Annotated in this window: 17 protein-coding genes; 9 read left to right on the top strand and 8 right to left on the bottom strand. The window is 60.2% G+C overall.

From position 1 onward, the window contains the following. Positions 1 to 59: 59 nt before the first annotated feature. The 4 genes from JJ889_RS09690 (at position 60) to JJ889_RS09675 (ending at position 3,974) form a co-directional block, all read left to right on the top strand. Positions 60 to 200, top strand: a complete 141-nt coding sequence (locus tag JJ889_RS09690; RefSeq protein ID WP_291894385.1) for a hypothetical protein — start codon at positions 60 to 62, stop codon at positions 198 to 200. Beyond that, positions 184 to 1,776 (top strand): hypothetical protein, encoded by a 1,593-nt coding sequence (locus JJ889_RS09685; RefSeq protein ID WP_291894382.1) that lies wholly within the window; start codon positions 184 to 186, stop codon positions 1,774 to 1,776. Before JJ889_RS09690 ends, JJ889_RS09685 begins: the two co-directional genes overlap by 17 nt. Further along, entirely contained in the window at positions 1,773 to 2,696 is a 924-nt protein-coding gene (gene xerD, locus JJ889_RS09680) for a site-specific tyrosine recombinase XerD (protein WP_291894379.1), read from the top strand. Before JJ889_RS09685 ends, xerD begins: the two co-directional genes overlap by 4 nt. 294 nt (positions 2,697 to 2,990) lie before the next feature. Next, on the top strand, positions 2,991 to 3,974 hold the full coding sequence (locus JJ889_RS09675) for an acetyl-CoA carboxylase carboxyltransferase subunit alpha (RefSeq protein ID WP_291894376.1): 984 nt from the start codon (positions 2,991 to 2,993) through the stop codon (positions 3,972 to 3,974). Here JJ889_RS09675 and JJ889_RS09670 read toward each other — a convergent pair. Both JJ889_RS09670 and JJ889_RS09665 read right to left on the bottom strand, forming a co-directional pair. Continuing rightward, positions 3,971 to 5,173, bottom strand: coding sequence for a CsgG/HfaB family protein (locus JJ889_RS09670; protein WP_291894372.1), 1,203 nt, complete (start codon positions 5,171 to 5,173; stop codon positions 3,971 to 3,973). The genes JJ889_RS09675 and JJ889_RS09670 overlap by 4 nt on opposite strands. After that, on the bottom strand, positions 5,151 to 5,567 hold the full coding sequence (locus JJ889_RS09665) for a hypothetical protein (RefSeq protein ID WP_291894369.1): 417 nt from the start codon (positions 5,565 to 5,567) through the stop codon (positions 5,151 to 5,153). The genes JJ889_RS09670 and JJ889_RS09665 overlap by 23 nt, the downstream gene beginning before the upstream one ends. Before the next feature lie 356 nt (positions 5,568 to 5,923). Here JJ889_RS09665 and JJ889_RS09660 point away from each other — a divergent pair, with 356 nt between their 5' ends. After that, positions 5,924 to 6,883: a hypothetical protein gene (locus tag JJ889_RS09660; RefSeq protein ID WP_291894366.1), complete on the top strand. Its 960-nt coding sequence runs from the start codon at positions 5,924 to 5,926 to the stop codon at positions 6,881 to 6,883. Between the two features lie 37 nt (positions 6,884 to 6,920). Here JJ889_RS09660 and JJ889_RS09655 read toward each other — a convergent pair whose 3' ends face one another. Further along, entirely contained in the window at positions 6,921 to 8,147 is a 1,227-nt protein-coding gene (locus JJ889_RS09655) for a CsgG/HfaB family protein (RefSeq protein WP_291894363.1), read from the bottom strand. A 1-nt stretch (position 8,148) separates the two neighbouring features. Then, the gene (locus JJ889_RS09650) at positions 8,149 to 8,571 is read right to left on the bottom strand and encodes a hypothetical protein (RefSeq protein WP_291894360.1); all 423 of its coding nucleotides are present in this window, start codon (positions 8,569 to 8,571) and stop codon (positions 8,149 to 8,151) included. A gap of 564 nt (positions 8,572 to 9,135) precedes the next feature. Here JJ889_RS09650 and JJ889_RS09645 point away from each other — a divergent pair. Beyond that, positions 9,136 to 10,071, top strand: coding sequence for a hypothetical protein (locus JJ889_RS09645; protein WP_291894357.1), 936 nt, complete (start codon positions 9,136 to 9,138; stop codon positions 10,069 to 10,071). A gap of 107 nt (positions 10,072 to 10,178) precedes the next feature. On the opposite strand, the gene JJ889_RS09640 is transcribed toward JJ889_RS09645, so the two are convergent. The 3 genes from JJ889_RS09640 to secA form a co-directional block, all read right to left on the bottom strand. Further along, positions 10,179 to 10,640 (bottom strand): GNAT family N-acetyltransferase, encoded by a 462-nt coding sequence (locus tag JJ889_RS09640; protein WP_291894354.1) that lies wholly within the window; start codon positions 10,638 to 10,640, stop codon positions 10,179 to 10,181. After that, complete coding sequence (locus tag JJ889_RS09635; RefSeq protein ID WP_291895189.1) at positions 10,637 to 12,265, bottom strand: ATP-grasp fold amidoligase family protein; 1,629 nt, start codon at positions 12,263 to 12,265, stop codon at positions 10,637 to 10,639. Before JJ889_RS09635 ends, JJ889_RS09640 begins: the two co-directional genes overlap by 4 nt. Positions 12,266 to 12,571: 306 nt before the next feature. Next, complete coding sequence (secA, locus tag JJ889_RS09630; protein ID WP_291894351.1) at positions 12,572 to 15,430, bottom strand: preprotein translocase subunit SecA; 2,859 nt, start codon at positions 15,428 to 15,430, stop codon at positions 12,572 to 12,574. Between the two features lie 171 nt (positions 15,431 to 15,601). Here secA and JJ889_RS09625 point away from each other — a divergent pair, with 171 nt between their 5' ends. From JJ889_RS09625 to JJ889_RS09615, 3 genes are read left to right on the top strand one after another with little or no spacing between them, the layout of a single operon-like run. Continuing rightward, a complete protein-coding gene (locus tag JJ889_RS09625; RefSeq protein ID WP_291894347.1) occupies positions 15,602 to 16,531 on the top strand; it encodes a peptidylprolyl isomerase in 930 nt (309 codons plus the stop codon). Positions 16,532 to 16,581: 50 nt separating this feature from the next. Beyond that, on the top strand, positions 16,582 to 16,998 hold the full coding sequence (gene mutT, locus JJ889_RS09620) for an 8-oxo-dGTP diphosphatase MutT (protein ID WP_291894344.1): 417 nt from the start codon (positions 16,582 to 16,584) through the stop codon (positions 16,996 to 16,998). Then, positions 16,995 to 17,156 carry a Flp family type IVb pilin gene (locus tag JJ889_RS09615; protein ID WP_291894342.1) on the top strand — a complete coding sequence of 54 codons (162 nt, stop codon included), beginning with the start codon at positions 16,995 to 16,997 and terminating at the stop codon, positions 17,154 to 17,156. Before mutT ends, JJ889_RS09615 begins: the two co-directional genes overlap by 4 nt. Here JJ889_RS09615 and JJ889_RS09610 read toward each other — a convergent pair. Further along, the gene (locus JJ889_RS09610) at positions 17,153 to 18,067 is read right to left on the bottom strand and encodes a methyltransferase domain-containing protein (RefSeq protein WP_291894339.1); all 915 of its coding nucleotides are present in this window, start codon (positions 18,065 to 18,067) and stop codon (positions 17,153 to 17,155) included. The two genes, JJ889_RS09615 and JJ889_RS09610, sit on opposite strands and share 4 nt — an antisense overlap. Positions 18,068 to 18,069: the final 2 nt, after the last annotated feature.

Below are 18,069 nucleotides of genomic sequence, written 5' to 3'. Positions count from 1 at the left end.
CTTGCGCCGAAGAGTTTGCAGTGACCATGCCGGTCACGCCAGGACACGAGGGGATATTCATGCGGGGTTTTCTGATCGGTTTTGCGGTCGTTGCGGTGCTTGTTATGACAGGTTTCGGCGCGCTGGTTCTGATCGCCAACGGCATGGAGCCCACTCGTGAAGAAGTCAGAGTAGAGTTGGATGATGATTTTCCGCGCTAGCCTGCTGGTCCTCGCGCTGGGCTCCAATGCCTTTGCGCAGGATGATATCGAGGTTCAGAGCCTGGACGCCCTGGACCCGATGGAAGTCGGACTTCCCGGCGCCATTTTCGATATGACGCTGTGGGACGGCACGACGGCCATGCTGGCCCGGACCGCGCTCAGCCAGCTGCCTGCAGCCGACAGCGAGGGATATGCTTCCAGTGCGCTGGCCGAAATGTCGCGGGCGATTCTGGTCTCGGGTGGTTATCCGCCATCTGGTGCCCGCGGAGAGACCAGCCTGGCGGCCCTGCGCGCCGACCGTCTGCTGGCTGCGGGCGGGGCCTATGACGGGTTCGACCTGCTCGAGCGTACCCCAAATCTCAATCGCAGTCCGGAACTGGCGCGCCTGCACACAGATCTGGGTTTCGCCACCGATAATGTGGAACGGGCTTGTTACACCGCGCGCGCCCTGCTGGATGAACGCGACAGCGCCTATTGGGTGCGGGTTCGCGCCCTGTGCATGGCCGCGGAAGGCCAGAACTCGGCTGCCGAGCTGACGGCTGAACTGGCCGATACGATCGAGCCCGATCCGGACTATAACCGGATGTTCTTTGCCTTCACGCTGGGGCAGATGATCGAGGACGAGATGCCGGCCGTCGACAGTGCTGTCGACATGGCGCTCTATCGTGTCACGGCGGCTGATCAGAGCGCGGGCGTTCCGTTTGCGGAAGGTACACCGGTCTGGCTGGTCAATGCGGTCGGCGAGCCGCGCCTGCCCAATTTCCTGCAGACAGATGATCCGCAAGCTGAACTCGCCCGTGCCGAGACACTGGACGGGCATCAGCGCCGGATCGCGCTGATCTCCGTGCTTGCGACACCCGGCGACAATGCCGCCGCCGCAACAGCGCTGAACCTGCTGATGACGGACGAGGCGGACCCGCTCGACGGGCTGCGCCTCTATGGCTCCGATGTGTCCAGCATCCAGGTCGATGCTGACACGCTGGTCCATGCCGAACGTTTCGCCATGGCCGCTGTCCTCGCCGGAGATATCCGCACGGCACGTCGCTGGCTCAACGGTATGGTCGATGGCCCGCCGGCCCCGGACATGATGCCGGGCGAGCTCCCGGGCAAACCCGATGTGGCGGGTGAGGCACTCGAGGGCGCAGAGGTGGCGTCGGAATGGACACCGGCATCCGCGGACCAGATCGTGGCCGTTCAACTGGCGATGGCGCTGGCGGAAGACCGGGTCGAAACGCCGTCCATGGAAGCCCTGCTGGCTGCCTATCTGGAACGTCATGGCGATACGGTGCTGGCCGATGTCATTGCCCTGCAGCGCCTCGGTGCTCCGGCGGTTGAAAACCTGCGCGGACGCCTTGCCGGTCGCGAGCCGGAAACGGTCTCGCCCTATGTGCTGGCGATGGAAGAGGCGGCTGCTGTTGGTGCCCGTGCCGAGGCCGGCCTGTTTGCCGTTGCTGCGCTCAACGCTTCGCAGGATGTCGATACCATGGCGCGCACGGCACCGGTTCTCAACGAGCTGGGACTGCGCCGGGCCATGCTTGAGCTGGTGCTTGAAAGATTGATCCAGCGATCCTCATGAGCCAGACCTCGATAGGTTTGTTCCTCGACATGATGGCCGCCGAACGTGGAGCGGCGCAGAACACGCTGGATGCCTATCGCCGCGATCTGGACGATGCTGCCGCGCGCATGGCCGCGCGAGGTGTGGATCTGGACAAGGCCGCAACAGCGGATATCGAGCGTGTGCTCGCGGACCTGCGCGCAGACGGCCTGTCACCCGCCACAGCGGCGCGGCGACTGTCCGCCCTGAAACGCTTCTACCGTTTCCTGCTCTCCGAAGGCATTCGCGCGGATGATCCCTGCCACGCGCTGAGCGGACCCAAACAGGGTCGCAGCCTGCCCAAAGTTCTCGCCGAGGCCGATGTTGATCGCCTGTTTGCCGCCTGTTCTGCAAAAACCGACGCGGCAGGATTGCGCACCCGGGCGCTGATGGAAGTGCTTTATGCGGGCGGATTGCGTGTGACCGAACTGGTCAGCCTGCCCCTCCAGGCGTTCGCCACGGGCGAGCGCATGATCTTTGTGAAGGGCAAGGGCAACAAGGAGAGGCTGGTGCCGATGACCCTGTCCGCACTGGAGGCGGTCGAGGCCTACAAGGCCGTGCGCGCCGCACACCTGCCCAAGGCGGAAGAGAACAGGAGCCGGGCCGGGAAGTTTCTCTTTCCCTCGGCGACGTCCAGGCAGGGGCATATGACCCGCGAGCGTTTCGCTCAGATCCTGCGTGAGCTCGCCATCGCAGCGGGGCTGGATCCGTCCGGGATCTCGCCGCACGTCCTGCGCCACGCCTTTGCCACCCACCTGCTCAGTCGCGGCGCGGATCTGCGCAGTGTACAGGTGCTGCTGGGACATGCCGATGTCTCGACCACCCAGATCTATACCCATGTGCTGGACGAACGTCTGAAACAACTCGTCAACTCGGCCCACCCGCTGGCAAAAAGGGGGTGAGGTGATCTTCCCCATTCATGGGGAAGTGGGCTCGCCGAAGCCTTGGCGTAGGCGAGGTCGAAGGGGGCGAGCGCAGCGAGCGAACCTCCGTCCTTCTTCGCCAAGGCTACGAAGGACACCTTTCCGGTGGGAAGGATTGTCGTCTCGCCGCCCGAGCGAAATTCCGTAAACACCCGTCCACTCCGCAAACCCTGTTCGCTTCCCCTGCACCCCAGCCGTATTGCGCTCTTGTGACACCCGTCGGGTCTGGTTAGTTTGCGGGCTCTTTTGCAGTGTTCAGGACAGTGGCACTAAATGTCTGATCCGACCCGTACCTATCTCGATTTCGAACGTCCGCTCGCCGAGCTTGAAGCCAAGATCGAAGAGCTGGAGAGTATTTCGCGCGCTTCCGGTGATGATGCGCCGGACACGGCTGAAGAGACCGCCAGGCTTCGTCAGAAGGCGGAAGAACAGCTCGCAGCGATTTATGGAAAGCTGGACCCGTGGCGCAAGACCCAGGTCGCGCGCCATCCCGAGCGTCCGCATTTCCGTGACTACCGCGCCGCGCTGATCGAGGATTTCGAGGAGCTGTGCGGTGACCGCCGTTTCTCCGAGGACAATGCCATTGTCGGTGGTCTGGGCCGTTTCCGCGGGCGTTCCGTTGTCGTCATGGGCCATGAAAAGGGTCACGACACCGAGAGCCGTCTGAAGCACAATTTCGGCATGGCGCGTCCGGAAGGTTATCGCAAGGCGATCCGCCTGATGGACATGGCCGAGAAGTTCAACCTGCCTGTTCTGACATTTGTCGATACGGCCGGTGCCTATCCGGGCCTGGGCGCTGAAGAGCGTGGCCAGGCGGAAGCCATTGCCCGCTCCACCGAGCGCTGCCTGTCGCTGGGTACGCCGCTGATCTCGGTCATTACGGGTGAGGGTGGTTCTGGTGGTGCTGTGGCCCTGGCCAGTGCCAACGTCGTCATGATGCTGGAACACTCCATCTATTCGGTGATTTCGCCGGAAGGCTGTGCCTCGATCCTGTGGAAGGACAGCGCTCGTGCCAAGGATGCGGCTGTCGCCATGAAGATCACCGGCCCGGACCTTCTGGGCCTGAAGATCGTCGACCAGATCATCCCCGAACCCATCGGTGGAGCGCACCGCCACGTGACCGCGACCATGCGCGCCGTGGGTGATGCGATCGAGTCCAACCTGGCCAAGATGGACGGTCTGGACGCCGCAGCCCTGCGCCAGAAACGCCGCGAGCGCTTCCTGGCCATCGGTCGTCTGGAAGCCGAGGCGGGCTAGCCTAGCGGCTCGCCCGCCAGCTCGGTCACTTCACAATATGAACCGTCCCTATGTAGTATTCTGCATGCCCGTTCGGCTGCGCCGCGTGTTGGCCATGCCCCCGCTTGCAGCCGATGAAAGGGCTCAATGGCGTCTCGAGAGATTGTTGTGAGGCGTGCTGAACGTTGCCCGAGCAGCTCGGGATATCGATATCTGAATTCAAGCCATCCGTAGCGCGCCGCTGTTTGAGAACCATACGACGCCAGGTGTATCGCGAAGTGCGGGTGTGGAGCGACATCCAGATCATACGACGCGGCCGACCTTGGGCCTGGGGAATATGAGCCGGCGGAGGTCGGGACAGAACGGGTTTCAGCGTAGGAAGCGTACTGTCGATCACAATAGGTTTCGGGCAGATTGTAGAGCTCCAGAACAAATTCCCAGACGGCACGATCGATCATCGAGCGCACCGCGGTCTGTACGGGTTCAAGTGCTCTTTCCCCGCCGCCAATATCGATGATTGAGCCATCGAGGAAAGCAAAAACGCCGGCCTCGACTTCTCGACCGCGGATCTGCTTGCGAAATGCCCGGATGCTGACGACTTCAGTCGAGCGCACATCAATCAATCTCAGATCAATGCCCACATCGATGATGTAATCGCTGTTGCGCAAGGTCACGCCGATGCCATCACGGTCTGCCGTATTGGCGAACGCATTATTGCCGCCGGATCTGATGTTGGGATTGTATTCGGTAATGCCGCCGACGAGGTAAAGGTCAGACCCCTGGATCTGGCCCTGCTCGATCCGGCGCAGCTGGTCCGGAGCGTCTCGCACCAGCCCGGACTGGGACAGTTCAAGTTCGACCTGGGGAATGCCCATGTCATAGCGCTCGACCAATCTTAGTCCGGACTGCCCGATCGCGGTCATGGCCATCAGCGTCGCGCCTTGTGTCAGCCGGCGGCCATTAAAATAGTCGTGCGTTCCGGTGAGGTCGTTGATATGGCCTACCGAAACGCGCGGCGCTTCAAAAGTCTGTTGACCTACAAAACCAGCCAAACAGGCCAGGCGCTGTGTGTATTCGGTGTCCGCGCCGACGATTTCGCTGCCTTGAAGCGGCGTAACATGGGCAACAGGGCGATTGGGGTCGATGGTCGATGCACAGCCTGCAATCAGCCCTGCTCCAAAGGCGCTGGCCAGGATATTACGGATTGGGTTGATCGTCATCGGAGCGTCCTTGGTGGTGGTTCACAACGGTGGCGTTTTGGTCTCCGGAATTGATCTGGTGGATGACGATTGTGCTGAACACAGCTCCGGTGATGTTGACGGAATTGCCTACGGCGATCGCCCGGGGACCCCGAAGCGCGATATGCTCCCCCGGTGAGGGCAGGCGATGGGAATGGTGCGATAGTCCCCCCGGCGAGCGGAGCGTGACCGCCTCGCCGTTGATGATGATGCGATTGTTGGATGCGTCTCTCGCGTAGGGATGGAAGGGCGCTTCATAGACTCGCATCATTTGAGCCCAGGGCTCGGTCTGCGGATGGCCAGCAGAAACCTGAGCGGCGGCCGAAGACCCGAGCGCCAAGCATGCGGATAGTAACAGAGCATTGGTTGCGAACATGTTTCCTCCTAAGACCTTCAATCAGGAGGGTGCATGAGCAGGTCCGATCGTTGCTCCAGTGCTTTTGATTCATAAAAATACATTTAAAACAATGGCTTGGTTTGTGTGGGTGCGCTGCGATAACGTTGAGTGCTGGAGTGTTGTTCGCATTTCGCCAAATGGCCGCCTCGCAATTTGCAAGCGAACCGATGCGATATGAGTTGGCGGCCATTCTGGGGAGTGGAAGGGGGCGCCAAACATATACTTCAAGGCGTTGAATTTAATCGATTTTGTTCAGCTCGCCACCCTCCCCCGAGACCGGGCTCAATTTTGAGGTCTATCGAGCGTCGTTAAACTTGAAAAAAGGGGAAAGCGAAATGCGGAACGCCCGAAAAGTCGCGCTCTTGGTACTGGCTGGAGTTTTTTTGTTGGATGCTGGCGGTGCGCACGCGCAATCGCGCAATGTCGATGCCACACAGGATAGTTGGGCTTACACGCGTGCCGAGTTGAATGCCGGCATACGGCGGATAGGCGAAAATGTCGATTTGACGACTGCGGCCATCAACAACTCGGCCTCAGTCTCGCTCAACCGAAGTGTGGGGCTCGATGTCTCCCAGATTGCGCGACAGGGTGCTTCTGCGATCAGCGATATCTCTGTCGTTGGTGTGGGGGAGAGTGTTTCCTCGACGGCCGCAGCGATCGGCAACTCGCTTTCAGTCGACCTGGATGGCGCGGTCCGCGCCGCAAGGCGTCGTCGGTCGGACGTTGAGGTCAACCAGGTTGCTGACGGTGCGACGCTGGCCGATCTGAACCTGTATCAGCTGCAGCGTGTTGGCGGCGATGTTGCCGGCACCAGTGCGGCACTGAGCAATTCCGCATCAGTCTCGGTGAACCGGATTCGGCGTGCTGAGCTGGGGATTGAACAGGTCGCTCGCGCGCCTTCGACTGCCGAGATGTATGCCCGGATATCGCGGGTCGGAGAGGATGTTAGCCTTACGACGGCGGCCATTGGTAATTCGGCGAGTTTGGATCTCGAACGAGTGCGCCGGGTTGGTATAGATGCGGAACAAACCAATACAGGTGCGCGTTTCGCGGAGCTCAGCTCTATCGTTCGCAAGGTTGAAGATGACGTAGATGTAACCGCAGCGGCCATCGGCAACTCGTTCTCCGCCAACTCGCTGCCCAGGTTGTCCCAAATGGATGCCAGCCTGGCACAGGGCAATACGGCTTATGTCGGCGCGGTTGCCGACATACGTGTCGGGGCGATCGGTGATGATGTGGCAGCCACGGCGGCTGCGATTGGCAACTCGCTCACCATAGCGACTGACGGCTTCTAGGGCTCGCCATCGATCGCAAACCTGAGGTCGCTACTGCCTAGGATCGCATGACCGGCAATCCCTGATAGGCGGTGACACGGCAATCCCCGCCGCGCGCGCGGATCTGTTCGCAGGCGCCGGAAGCCTCGGTCTCGTTTTGCCAGCTGCCAGCAAGCAGTCGGAAGACGACACCGCGATCCGGCGTTTGCAGACGGGTGATCCGTGCGTCGCGTCCGGCCAGGACATCGGCATACATGACCCGCAGCTCACGCCAGTCCTGGTTGGCCTGCCAGACGGTGTGCTGCGATGCGATGTGCAGGCCATACCCGTTGGCGGGCGGCAATTGTGCCTCGGGCAATTGGGTCTGCACCGGCGCTGCGGTGTTGGCCATTTGTTGCTGTTGTGGAGCGGGCTGCGCGGCAGGCGCAGCCGCCGCGGTCTGGCGCTGGATCGCGATGGCGGGCTGGCCCCCCACGCAGGATCCCGATTCCAGATCATAGAGCATGCCCATGAACTCGAAGACTGCGCGGTCGATCATGCTGCGTACAGCGGTCTGAACCGGTTCCAGTGCCCGTTCGCCGCCGCCGATATCCAGCACGGTGCCATCAAGGAAGGCGTAAATACCGGCCTCAACCTCTCGGCCGCGGATCTGCTTGCGCAGGGAGCGGACGGCGAGGACTTCGGTAGAGCGGACATCAATCAGGCGCAGGTCGATGCCGACATCGACGACATAGTCGCTGCCACCGACAGCCAGGGCGCCACCGGTTTCTCCGCTGGTATTGGCGAAGGCATTGGTGCCGCTGGAGCGGATATTCGGATTGAACTCGGTGATACCGCCTACGAGATAAAGATCGGCGCCCTCCATTTGTCCCTGTTGAACCGTGCGCAGGACATTTGGCGCATCGCGCAGCAGACCGCTCTGGGCATAGTCCAGCTCGACCTGGACCACGCCCATGTCGAAACGCTCAACCAGACGCATGCCGGCTTCCGACGTCGCTGTAATTGCCATCAGCGTTGCACCCTGCGTCAGGCGACGACCCGATAGATAGTCTTCTGCTCCGGTAAGGTCAGAGATGTGACCTACCGCAACACGCGGTGCCGGATAGGGCTGAGCGCGTGCATAATCTGACAGGCATTGCAGGGCGGCGCTGTAGTCGCTGGTGACTTCCATCACCGGGCTCCCCGACAAGGGCTGGACATGGGCGACCGGCTCGTTCGGGTCAATGCTTGTGGCGCAGGCCGAAAGGGTGAGCGCGCTGAGCAGCGGGGCGATCAATCGCGACATCTCAGTTCCCCCCGTCCTGTTCGGTACCATTCACATTGACCGTCTGCGATGCGTTATTGGTCTGGTTGATGATGATCGTGCTGCCAAACGTGCCGTTGATCGAGACGCTGTTACCGATGCTGACGGCCGTGACACCGGCTGCACCCAGCGTGGAGTTCGGCAGGGTGGATCCGCCCGGGCTGGCGATGCTGCCGGAGCGGCGCGCCGGATTGGATGTACCGGACCCGATCACCTGGCCGTTTATGACAATGCGATTGCCGTTCTCGTCCCGGGCCGGTGGCGTGTAGGGGCGCGAGGCGTCGCCGGCATTCATGCCATAGGGCTGGGTCTGCGGTGTGCCCTGTTGCGCGTTCGACTGGGCGTTCGCAGGCATGCTGGCGGCCAGGGCGCCCACAAGAGCTATATAATATAGTGGGTAACTCATTTTGCGCTCCAAAATAAAAACTTGACCACCACGCTGCAACGAGGGGGCCAGCAGGAGAGCGTCCGCACTGTAATTTGATTCAATTTTTAATAAAAACAACCAGTTGAGTGATTTCGCGATATTTCGTTAAGGTTAAGTCTTCGTAAATATTCACCTGAGAATAAGCCGAGATAGATAAAATTCTACAGATTTTGTCGCCTGGTGCGCGAGTTGAATATTCTTATTACGGCTATGAATTGAGTGGGAAAAATATGAAACAGTTCAAATTGGCACGATCGAAATCTTAAGACTTGATCAACCAAACGATGTGCCCGAATGAAACAAATTAAAATATTGTGTGCCGAAATTTGAGTTAATTTTGCCGCGAAAACTTGATCTTTTTAACCATTTCCTCGACGGCCGATGATTGCGGGCAAAATTCGTATTTGTTTTTAATACGATGAAGTATTTTAACCCCCAGTAAAGCTTAACGTATCGGTTACGAATTGGGTGGGCCGTCAATTGCGACTTTCCAGGTGCTGCCGGACGGGGGTTCGGCGAACATCAAGTTGGAAGGATCCACACATGACAACCAAGACTCTTTATAAGTACGCCGCGTCCGCACTCGCCCTTGCTGCTTTCGCTGGAACAGCGGTCGCCCAGGACCGCACGATCAACAATGTTCAGTCAAACTGGGCACAGGCGCGTGCGCAGCTCAACTCCGACATCGAGAACATCAATGGTGAGGTCTCGTTGACCGCTGCGGCGATCAACAATTCCTTCTCCGCGGATGTGGCCGGTGACGCCCAGATCCGCAATGCGCAGTACACGATCCGCGGTGCGGCGGCGGAACTGAACGCTGACATCGACGGTGTGACTGGCAATGTCTCAACGACGGCGGCTGCCATTGGAAACTCCGCCAGCATTGCTGCCGAAGGTGATTATGCATCCGTCAACAACTACCAGGCCGCCATTGGCAATTTCGATGCGGACCTCAATATCGGTGTTGACGGTGTCGCCGGAGATGTAAGCGGTACGGCCGCTGCGATCGGTAACTCGCTGTCTGTTGAAGTCGCCGGTTCGGGCGCCAACCTGAACAATCGCCAGTTTTTCCGTGGTGATGCCGTATCCGAACTGAATGGTCATGTCGAGAACGTGACGGGCGAGGTCGCCCTGACGTCGGCGGCAATTGCAAACTCCGCCTCGTTCCAGATCGAGTCCACCGACTGGGCGAATGTCAATAACTACCAGACCACGAATATCGACCCGCGCGCCTATTCCAACGTTGGTGTTGAGGATGTTGCGGGCGATGTCACTTCGACGACGGCGGCGATCTCCAACTCGCTCAGCGTTTCCACACTGCCGAATACGGCTGATGTGAACATCAATTCCACGCAGTTGAACAATGCCTATACCGGCGCTGTTGCGAACGCGACGATTGCGGATGTGAGCGGTGATGTCTCGGCAACCGCAGCCGCCATCGGCAACTCTGTATCGGTGAGTTCCATCACCGACTTCTAGTCCAAGCGCATTCCAGGGACGGATGCGATGACAGCCCTCAAACTCCATTGCATCCCAGGTAGCCGGTTCTGTTCCCACAGAGCCGGCTACTGCCTGTCCGCAAGGCGCTACAGCGTGATTTCAAGCCAGGGCAATTCCCGCCCCTTGAACACGTCGGACGGGCGCATGGCGACCCGTTTGGCGCCCATGTGAAGATAGGCCGGTTCGGCATAGGGATCGGACAGGATCGTCATGACCGTCTCGCCGCGGGCACGCAGCAGATCCTTGGCGTGTTCGAACAGGAGCTGGCCAACACCCTGGCCGATCGCGGTGGGCGAGATGAAAAGCAGGTCCAGCGAGCCGTGATCACTGCCCGGCTCGATCTGGCAGACGCCCAGAACTTCGCCATCCTCGCTCTCGGCAACCGTGGCACGGCCTTCGCGGATGGCCTCGGCGGTGACACGCAGATGCGGCGCGACGGCGTCCATGAATTCGGCATCATATCCCCAGACCGCCTTGGACTTGAGGCAGAGTTCGGAGAGCTGGTCTTCCTCGCCGGTACGGGCCGGGCGGAGTTTGGGGGCGGTCACGGGCGTTTGGCTCCAAAAATCAGGCGCGAGGCTTGCTGCTCGGCCGAGCGGGGGATGAAGGCTTCACTGGCACTGCCGTGGCAGTGCGTGATCTCGCCAACAAGAATGGCGGTCCCGTCAGTATAGAGGTCAACGCGCACGAATTCGAACGGCTGGGCCAGTCGCCCTGCCAGATCAAGCAGCGCGTCCAGATTGGCCGGGCAAGGATGATCCTGGTCGGTGCCCTCGTAACACAGCGAGAACGGCAGGCGATTCCACGCCGTGTCGAACAGCTGGCGTGTGTGCCGGGTCTGGCGATCCAGATCACACTGGATCATGCGAGGCTCGCCGCGATGGCAGAAGATCTTGTAATCGGTAGGCTCGGTCTGACCAAAGATCAGGGTCTCGACAATAATGCGCGGCGGCAGTCCCTGATAGTTCGCTTCCCGGCTGATCCGGTAATAGTCCTCGTCGAGCCAGCCCACGATCTCCTCGCGGTCGATCTCTTCGCCGCCTGTGCGCAGGATCACGTGCTGGCTGGAATGTGCCGGCTTGACCACGCAGATCGGCGGGAAGTCGAAACTGCGGATCTCGTCTGCCGTGTTCAGCACCGCCAGAGTTGGCACGACATGCTGCTGTCCTGCCAGCTGGGCGATATAGGACTTGGCCTCGACCTTGTCCGTCGTGCGCTTGCGCAAGGCATCGCGCAGGGTGCCATCGGTCTTGATACGGTAGAGCACATCGTTGAACAGCATCTGGTCGCGTGGCAGGCGGCCCTGGGTCCACACGAATTTGAGCGTCCCAGCCAGCCAGTCCCCGAAACCGGAAGCCGGCAGAAGGTGGAACAGCACGTTCCGTAGACGCGTCTTGAAGCCCGGACGGCTGGATCGTGGGGCATGTGCGGGCCTCGATGCATGCGTCAGATTCTCCGCTGAAGCCCCCTGAAACATCAGCCGTGACATTTCCTGTTCTGCCTCTGCGGGGTGGAATTGTTCGGACGCGTTGCCGTGAATATGGGTCAACTCCCCGAACACGTATTCGTCTCTCCTGCAGAACACATCGATGCGGACGAAATAGAAATCCCTCGCCAGGCGTTCGACATCGCGCAGAAGCGGCTCCAGGCAGTCGGGAGCGGGTCGGGTTGAGTTGAGAACCGGCATGCCCAGTGAGCAATCCAGCGGTTCCCACCGTCTGGTGTAAAAGCGCGCGAGGTCCTTGGAGTGGTTCGGTTCATGCAGGATCGCCCGCACTTTCCCCTTGAAACAGAAAAATCGGAAATCTTCCGGGTCCTCCCGGTTGAAAACCAGGGGTTCGACGATGATCTTGCGCTCCAATGGGCGGTACTGGGCCTCGCGGCTGCGCATATAGAAATCATCATCCAGCCAGGAAGCGATCATCGCCGGATCGATGGGGTCACCCTTGTAGCGGATATAGAATTTGCCACTCGAATGCGTCGCCTTGATCACACAGACCTCGGGATAGTCAAAGTTGTGGACCTCTTCCGGCGTTCGCAGGATAGCCAGGGTCGGCACAGTGTGCTCGCGGCCCACACGCTCGGCGACATACGCCTTGGCCAATTCCTTGTCTGCGGTCAGCACCTGCTGGGGCGTCGGAAAGGCCCTGTCAGTCTTCATCCGGTAGAGCACGTCGTTCAAGCGCATCTGGCGAGATGGCAAGCGCCCATTATTCTTGATGAATTTGGCGAAGGCGAAGACTCGATCCCAGAACCGGCCCCGTGGCAGGGGCCAAAATTGCGTATGCGATCGACCCTGATGCATTCTTCCTTGGGTCCCCCCCCCGAAACCTTGCAGAAGGTGTTGTGGGGCAAAGGAAACGGTGAATCAACACTTGCGCCGTTTGCGCGCGAACTTTCTCCGGCTGGAGATGACGGAACAAACAAAACAGCCGCCCCGGAAGGAGCGGCTGTTGTGATTGTCTATGCCGGTGCGGACCTAGTTGTTGAGGGCACCGTGGCAGTGTTTGTACTTCTTGCCGGAGCCACACGGGCAGGGGGCGTTGCGGGCGACACGGCCCCAGGTCTCCGGCTTGTTCGGATCCAGTGCCGTCGGGGCACGACGATGCGTCGGCGCGACGCGCGGAGCGACGGGTGCTCCACCGGGACCATCCATCTCGTTGCGGCCGGTGCGTGGATCGATATGCGTCTCGGTCAGACCCTGCGGCGGTTGTGGCGGTGCCGGTGCACGCTCGAAACGGACCATCATCAGACGCGCAGTTACTTCGGAACGAAGTCCATCCATCATGCGTTCGAACATGGTGAAGGCTTCAGTCTTGAACTCGTTCAGCGGGTTGCGCTGGGCATACGAACGCAGGCCAATCATGGAACGCATTGCGTCGAGGCCCTGAAGGTGTTCGCGCCAGTTGAGATCGATCGCGCTCAGAAGGAAGCGTTTCTCGATTGTACGCATCAGATCCGGCCCGGCCTCTTCCGCTTTTGAAGCGTAGACCTTGTCGGCTTCCGCGCTCAGACGCTCCAGGATCTCCTCGTCGGCAATACCGTCTTCCTGCGCCCACTCCTTGATCGGCTGTTCAAAGCCGAACGTCTTGCTGAACTCCTCGTTCAGGCCCTGGATGTCCCAGGAGTCCGCATAGGCTTTCGGCGGGATGTGGCGCTCCACCATGTCCTCAAGCGTCTGGTGGCGCATGTCGCTGATAACGTCAGAGACATCGTCCGCTGTCATGAATTCAATGCGTTGTTCAAAGATCGCCTTGCGCTGGTCATTCATCACGTCGTCGTATTTGAGGACGTTCTTGCGGATGTCGAAATTGCGTTGTTCGACCTTGCGCTGCGAGGTTTCCAGGGCCTTGGACATCCACGGGTGCTGGATGGCCTCGCCTTCCTTCATGCCCAGCGTGCGCATGATACCGTCAAGACGTTCCGGCGCGAAGATGCGCAGCAGGTCGTCCTGGACGGAAATGAAGAATTTTGAGCGACCCGGATCACCCTGGCGGCCGGTACGACCACGCAGCTGGTTATCGATACGGCGGCTCTCGTGGCGTTCGGTCGCGAGAACATAAAGACCGCCGGCATTGAGCGCGGTTTCCTTCTTGGACGCAATGTCAGCCACGATCTTCTCGCGCTGTTCGGCAATTTCGGCCTCGGTGAGAGCCTTGCCGGCCTTTTCCATTTCGGTCTGCCAGCCGGACAGGCGCATCTCGACATTGCCGCCGAGCTGGATATCGGTACCACGGCCAGCCATGTTGGTGGCGATGGTCACTGCCCCGGGAACACCGGCTTCCGCGACGATCAGGGCTTCCTGCTCGTGGTAGCGGGCGTTGAGGACCTGGTGATCAATCGGGATAAGCTTGAGCATTTCCGGCAGCGGACGGGCATCCGGACGACCGGTCTTCCTGAATTCCTCGACGGATTTTTCGTCCTTCGGGTAGAGATGGCCCAGCGCCTTGCGGAAGCTCGCCTTGTCGCTCAGCAGCATGGAGAGCTGTTCCGACTTCTCGATGGAGACCGTACCGACGAGGACGGGCTGGCCGCGCTCCTGGCAATCGACGATATCGTCGATGATGGAGGCGTATTTTTCCTCATAGGTCCGGTAGACCTCGTCCTCATTGTCGATACGGGCAATCGGACGATTGGTCGGGATTTCAACAACACCAAGCTTGTAGATGTCGTGAAATTCCTCGGCCTCGGTCGCCGCTGTACCGGTCATGCCGGACAGCTTGCCGTAGAGGCGGAAATAGTTCTGGAAGGTGATCGAGGCCAGGGTCTGGTTTTCCGGCTGGATCTGGGCGCCTTCCTTGGCCTCGATGGCCTGGTGCAGGCCTTCGGACAGGCGGCGGCCCGGCATCATGCGGCCGGTGAACTCATCAATCAGGACAACGGCATTGTCCTTGATGATGTAATCTTTGTCGCGATTGAACAGCTTGTGGGCCTTCATCGCTTGGTTGACGTGGTGCACGACCATGACGTTGTCGACGTCATAGAGGTCCGCATCCTCGGCGATCATCTCGCGCTCTTTCAGGATGCGCTCGATCTCTTCATTACCCTCTTCCGTCAGCAGGATGGAGCGGGCCTTCTCGTCGATCTCGAAACACTCATCGCCCAGAAGCGGAATGAGTTCGTTGATCTTGAGGTAGAACTCGGTCTTGTCCTCGGTCGGGCCGGAGATGATCAGCGGCGTACGCGCCTCGTCGACCAGGATTGAATCGACCTCGTCCACGATGGCGTAGGCGTGACCGCGCTGCACCATGTTTTCCGTGGAATGTTCCATGTTGTCGCGCAGATAGTCGAAGCCGAGCTCGTTATTGGTGCCGTAGGTGATGTCACAGGCATAGGCGTCGCGACGCTCATCCTTCTGCATGCCATTGGTGATCACGCCGGTTGTCATGCCCAGCTGGGCGTAGACCTTGCCCATCCATTCGGCATCGCGCTGGGCCAGGTAGTCGTTGACCGTGACGACATGCACACCCTTGCCTGGCAAGGCGTTGAGGTAACAGGCGAGGGTCGCGACGAGGGTCTTGCCCTCACCGGTCTTCATCTCGGCGATCGAGCCCTGATTGAGGACCATGCCGCCCATCATCTGGACATCATAGTGACGCAGGCCGAGTGCGCGCTTGGCGCCTTCCCGAACCGTTGCGAACGCTTCCGGCAACAGGTCGTCGAGCTTTTCGCCCTTTTCCAGACGGTCCCGGAACTCCTGGGTCTTGGCCTTGAGCTCGTCGTCGGACAGAGATTGAAAGTCCGGCTCTAGAGCATTGATTTTCTCTACCGTCGGTTTCATGCGACGGATGAGACGATCATTTGCGGTGCCGAAAAGTTTGCGGACGATGGACAGCATGAGTTTGTGCTTTGCGAACTATATAAAAGGGCCAGCGCTCCCTACCACGGATCTGCAAGAAGTGGCACTAACACTAGCATTGCTTTGAAACCTTGAGCTGACTTAAGGATGGGGCGAGTGTGTGTCAATCAATCGGCGCGGCTATCAGTCTTTGTTACGGGGCGGTAAGTGATGAAAATTTCGACCTTTTCTTCGGTTTCAGCCGCACTGCTACTGGTTGCGTCGCTGAGCGCGTGCGGTCCTGAGCCCCGGCAAACGACCGAGGAAATTGTCAGCGAGAGCGAGATCGTCCAGCCCGACGAGATCGATCCGGTGATCGCCCGGGTCAATGACAGCATGATCCGGCTGTCCGATGTGCATCGAGAATTCCAGGCGCGTGATTACGATCTGGCCGCAATGCCGGAGCGCGGTACGGAAGTTTTTGACGCGGTGGTTGGCGAACTGGTGGACCAGAAACTGCTGGCACTCGAAGCGCGCAGCCGCGGCCTGCACCGCAGCCCGGAAGCGCGCCGCCGCATGGCCCAGGCCGAGGAGCAGATCCTGGGCAATGTCCTGCTGGAGAGCGAGATCGACGAAGCGACTTCGCCGGAAATGATCGAGCGTATCTACCAGGAACAGGTGCGCATGGTCCCGCGTGACGACGAAATCATGGCGCGCCACATTCTCGTGGAGACCCGGGAGCAGGCCGACGCAGCCCGGGCGCTGCTCGATGCGGGTGAGGATTTCGCTGATCTGGCTGTTCGGATCAGCCTGGATCACGCCACGCGACTGGATGGTGGCAGTCTGGGCTATTTCACGCGCTCGGGTGTTTCCAGTGTTTTTGGCGAGGTGGCTTTTGCCACCCCGGTCGGCGAGGTTTCGCGTCCCTTCGAGACGGAATTCGGCTGGCATTTGCTGACCGTTGTCGATCGTCGTCGCCAACCCGCGCCTTCGTTCGAGACGCTGCAGCAGCGTATCGTCGAGATCCGGATGTTCGAGCGCATCAATGAATTGCTGGTCGAGCTGCGGGACGGGGCCGAAATCACGATCATCCAACCCGCTCCGGCGGAGGTTGAGGGCAGGGATGTATCCGATCCCAACCCTGCCGAGACGCCTGAATAAGGCTTGATTAACCGTGTTTCTGCACCGGTCTTTAAGGGAGATTGCCCATAATGAATGACCAAGGCCCCAAAAAGGTCCTCTACGTTGTTGCGTGTGCCTTGCTCGATGCGGATGGCCGCATCCTGCTCACACGACGTCCCGAGGGCAAACCCATGGCGGGGCTGTGGGAGTTTCCGGGCGGCAAGATCGAGCCCGGAGAAACGCCGGAACAGGCCGCGATCCGCGAGCTGAGAGAGGAATTGAGTGTTGAGCCCTGTGAGAGATGCCTGCATCCCTTCGCATTCGTTTCGCACCCTTATGACGATTTCCACATCGTCATGCCGCTCTTCCTGTGCCGTACTTGGGATGGTTTCCCGCAACCCAATGAAGGCCAGGAACTGGCCTGGGTCCGCAAGGAAAACCTCCGCAAATACCCCATGCCGGCTGCTGACATGCCGCTGGCAGCGGAAATAAGGGACCGGTTATGAGACAGTTGATGCGCAAATTCCTGGCTTGCGAACACGGTGGTTCGGCGATCGAGTATTCACTGATCGCAGTGCTGATTTCCATTGCCGGAGTGGCAGCGCTCATGCTGATCGGACCGGCGGTGATGACCATGTTCACGGACGCTGGCGGCGCTTTCTAACCACCCGCCTTTTCACCGGCCGAATGTTCCTTGACGCCCAGCGCGTCCGCCAGTCGTGTCGTGGCCGAGCCCGGACGCTTGGCCCGGGGCTGGTCGGGGTGCGGCGCCCAGCCGCCAAAATGCACGATCTCGAAACTTGCCCGAATCCGCCCATCCGCGTCCGCAAAACGGTCTGCGTAGATTTCGGCTGTTCGCATCATCAGGGCGCGTGTCGCCGGCTTACGGCTGCGCTCGGCGAGAATATTCGTTTCGCCCATTCCACGGAGATCGTGCATCAACTTGAAAACATTGTCATAACGCACGGTGACACGATCGATGTCTGCGACGGGCATGGCAAAGCCTGCGCGCTGTAGCAGAGCCGCCATGTCGAAGGTCCCAGCGAGGGGAGAGACGCGGGCGCTGGCACCGCCGGTCAGTTCGCTCTCGGCGGTCATCAGTGACTGGCGAAGCTCGGTCAGCGAGGCGCCACCGAACAGGGCTCCGGCGAAAAATCCGTCCGGTTTCAAGGCGCGGTTGATCTGGACCAGCACGCCGGGCAGGTCGTTGGTCCAGTGCAGGTTCATCGGCGCCAGGACCAGGTCCAGCGAATGTTCGGCGACCGGCAGGTATTCCTCATCGATGGCGAGGGCCGGGTGGCCAAGCCGCGCAGCCACTGCAGGTGCCAGATCGCTCTGGGCCAGCCAGCCAATCTTTCCGGCTGCCGAGCGCTGGGCGAGCTCCTCGCGCAGATCCGGCCCACCCCCCAGGATGAGGGCACGGTCGAAATCGCGGGTAATGCTCTCCACCCGATCCAGCATGTCGTCAAAAGCCCGCTTCGCGAGGAAGCTGTAATGCGATAGATTGCCCGCTGCGCGGTTGCGGCGGTGTTTCAGCAATGCGCGGTCGAACAGCTGGGGAGGAAGATCGGTCATGC

Origin of the sequence: Maricaulis sp. (genome assembly GCF_017643475.1) — a bacterium.
Classification (GTDB): domain Bacteria; phylum Pseudomonadota; class Alphaproteobacteria; order Caulobacterales; family Maricaulaceae; genus Maricaulis.
Note: the sequence above shows the minus strand (reverse complement) of the source record. Positions and strands in the feature narration are given on the sequence as shown.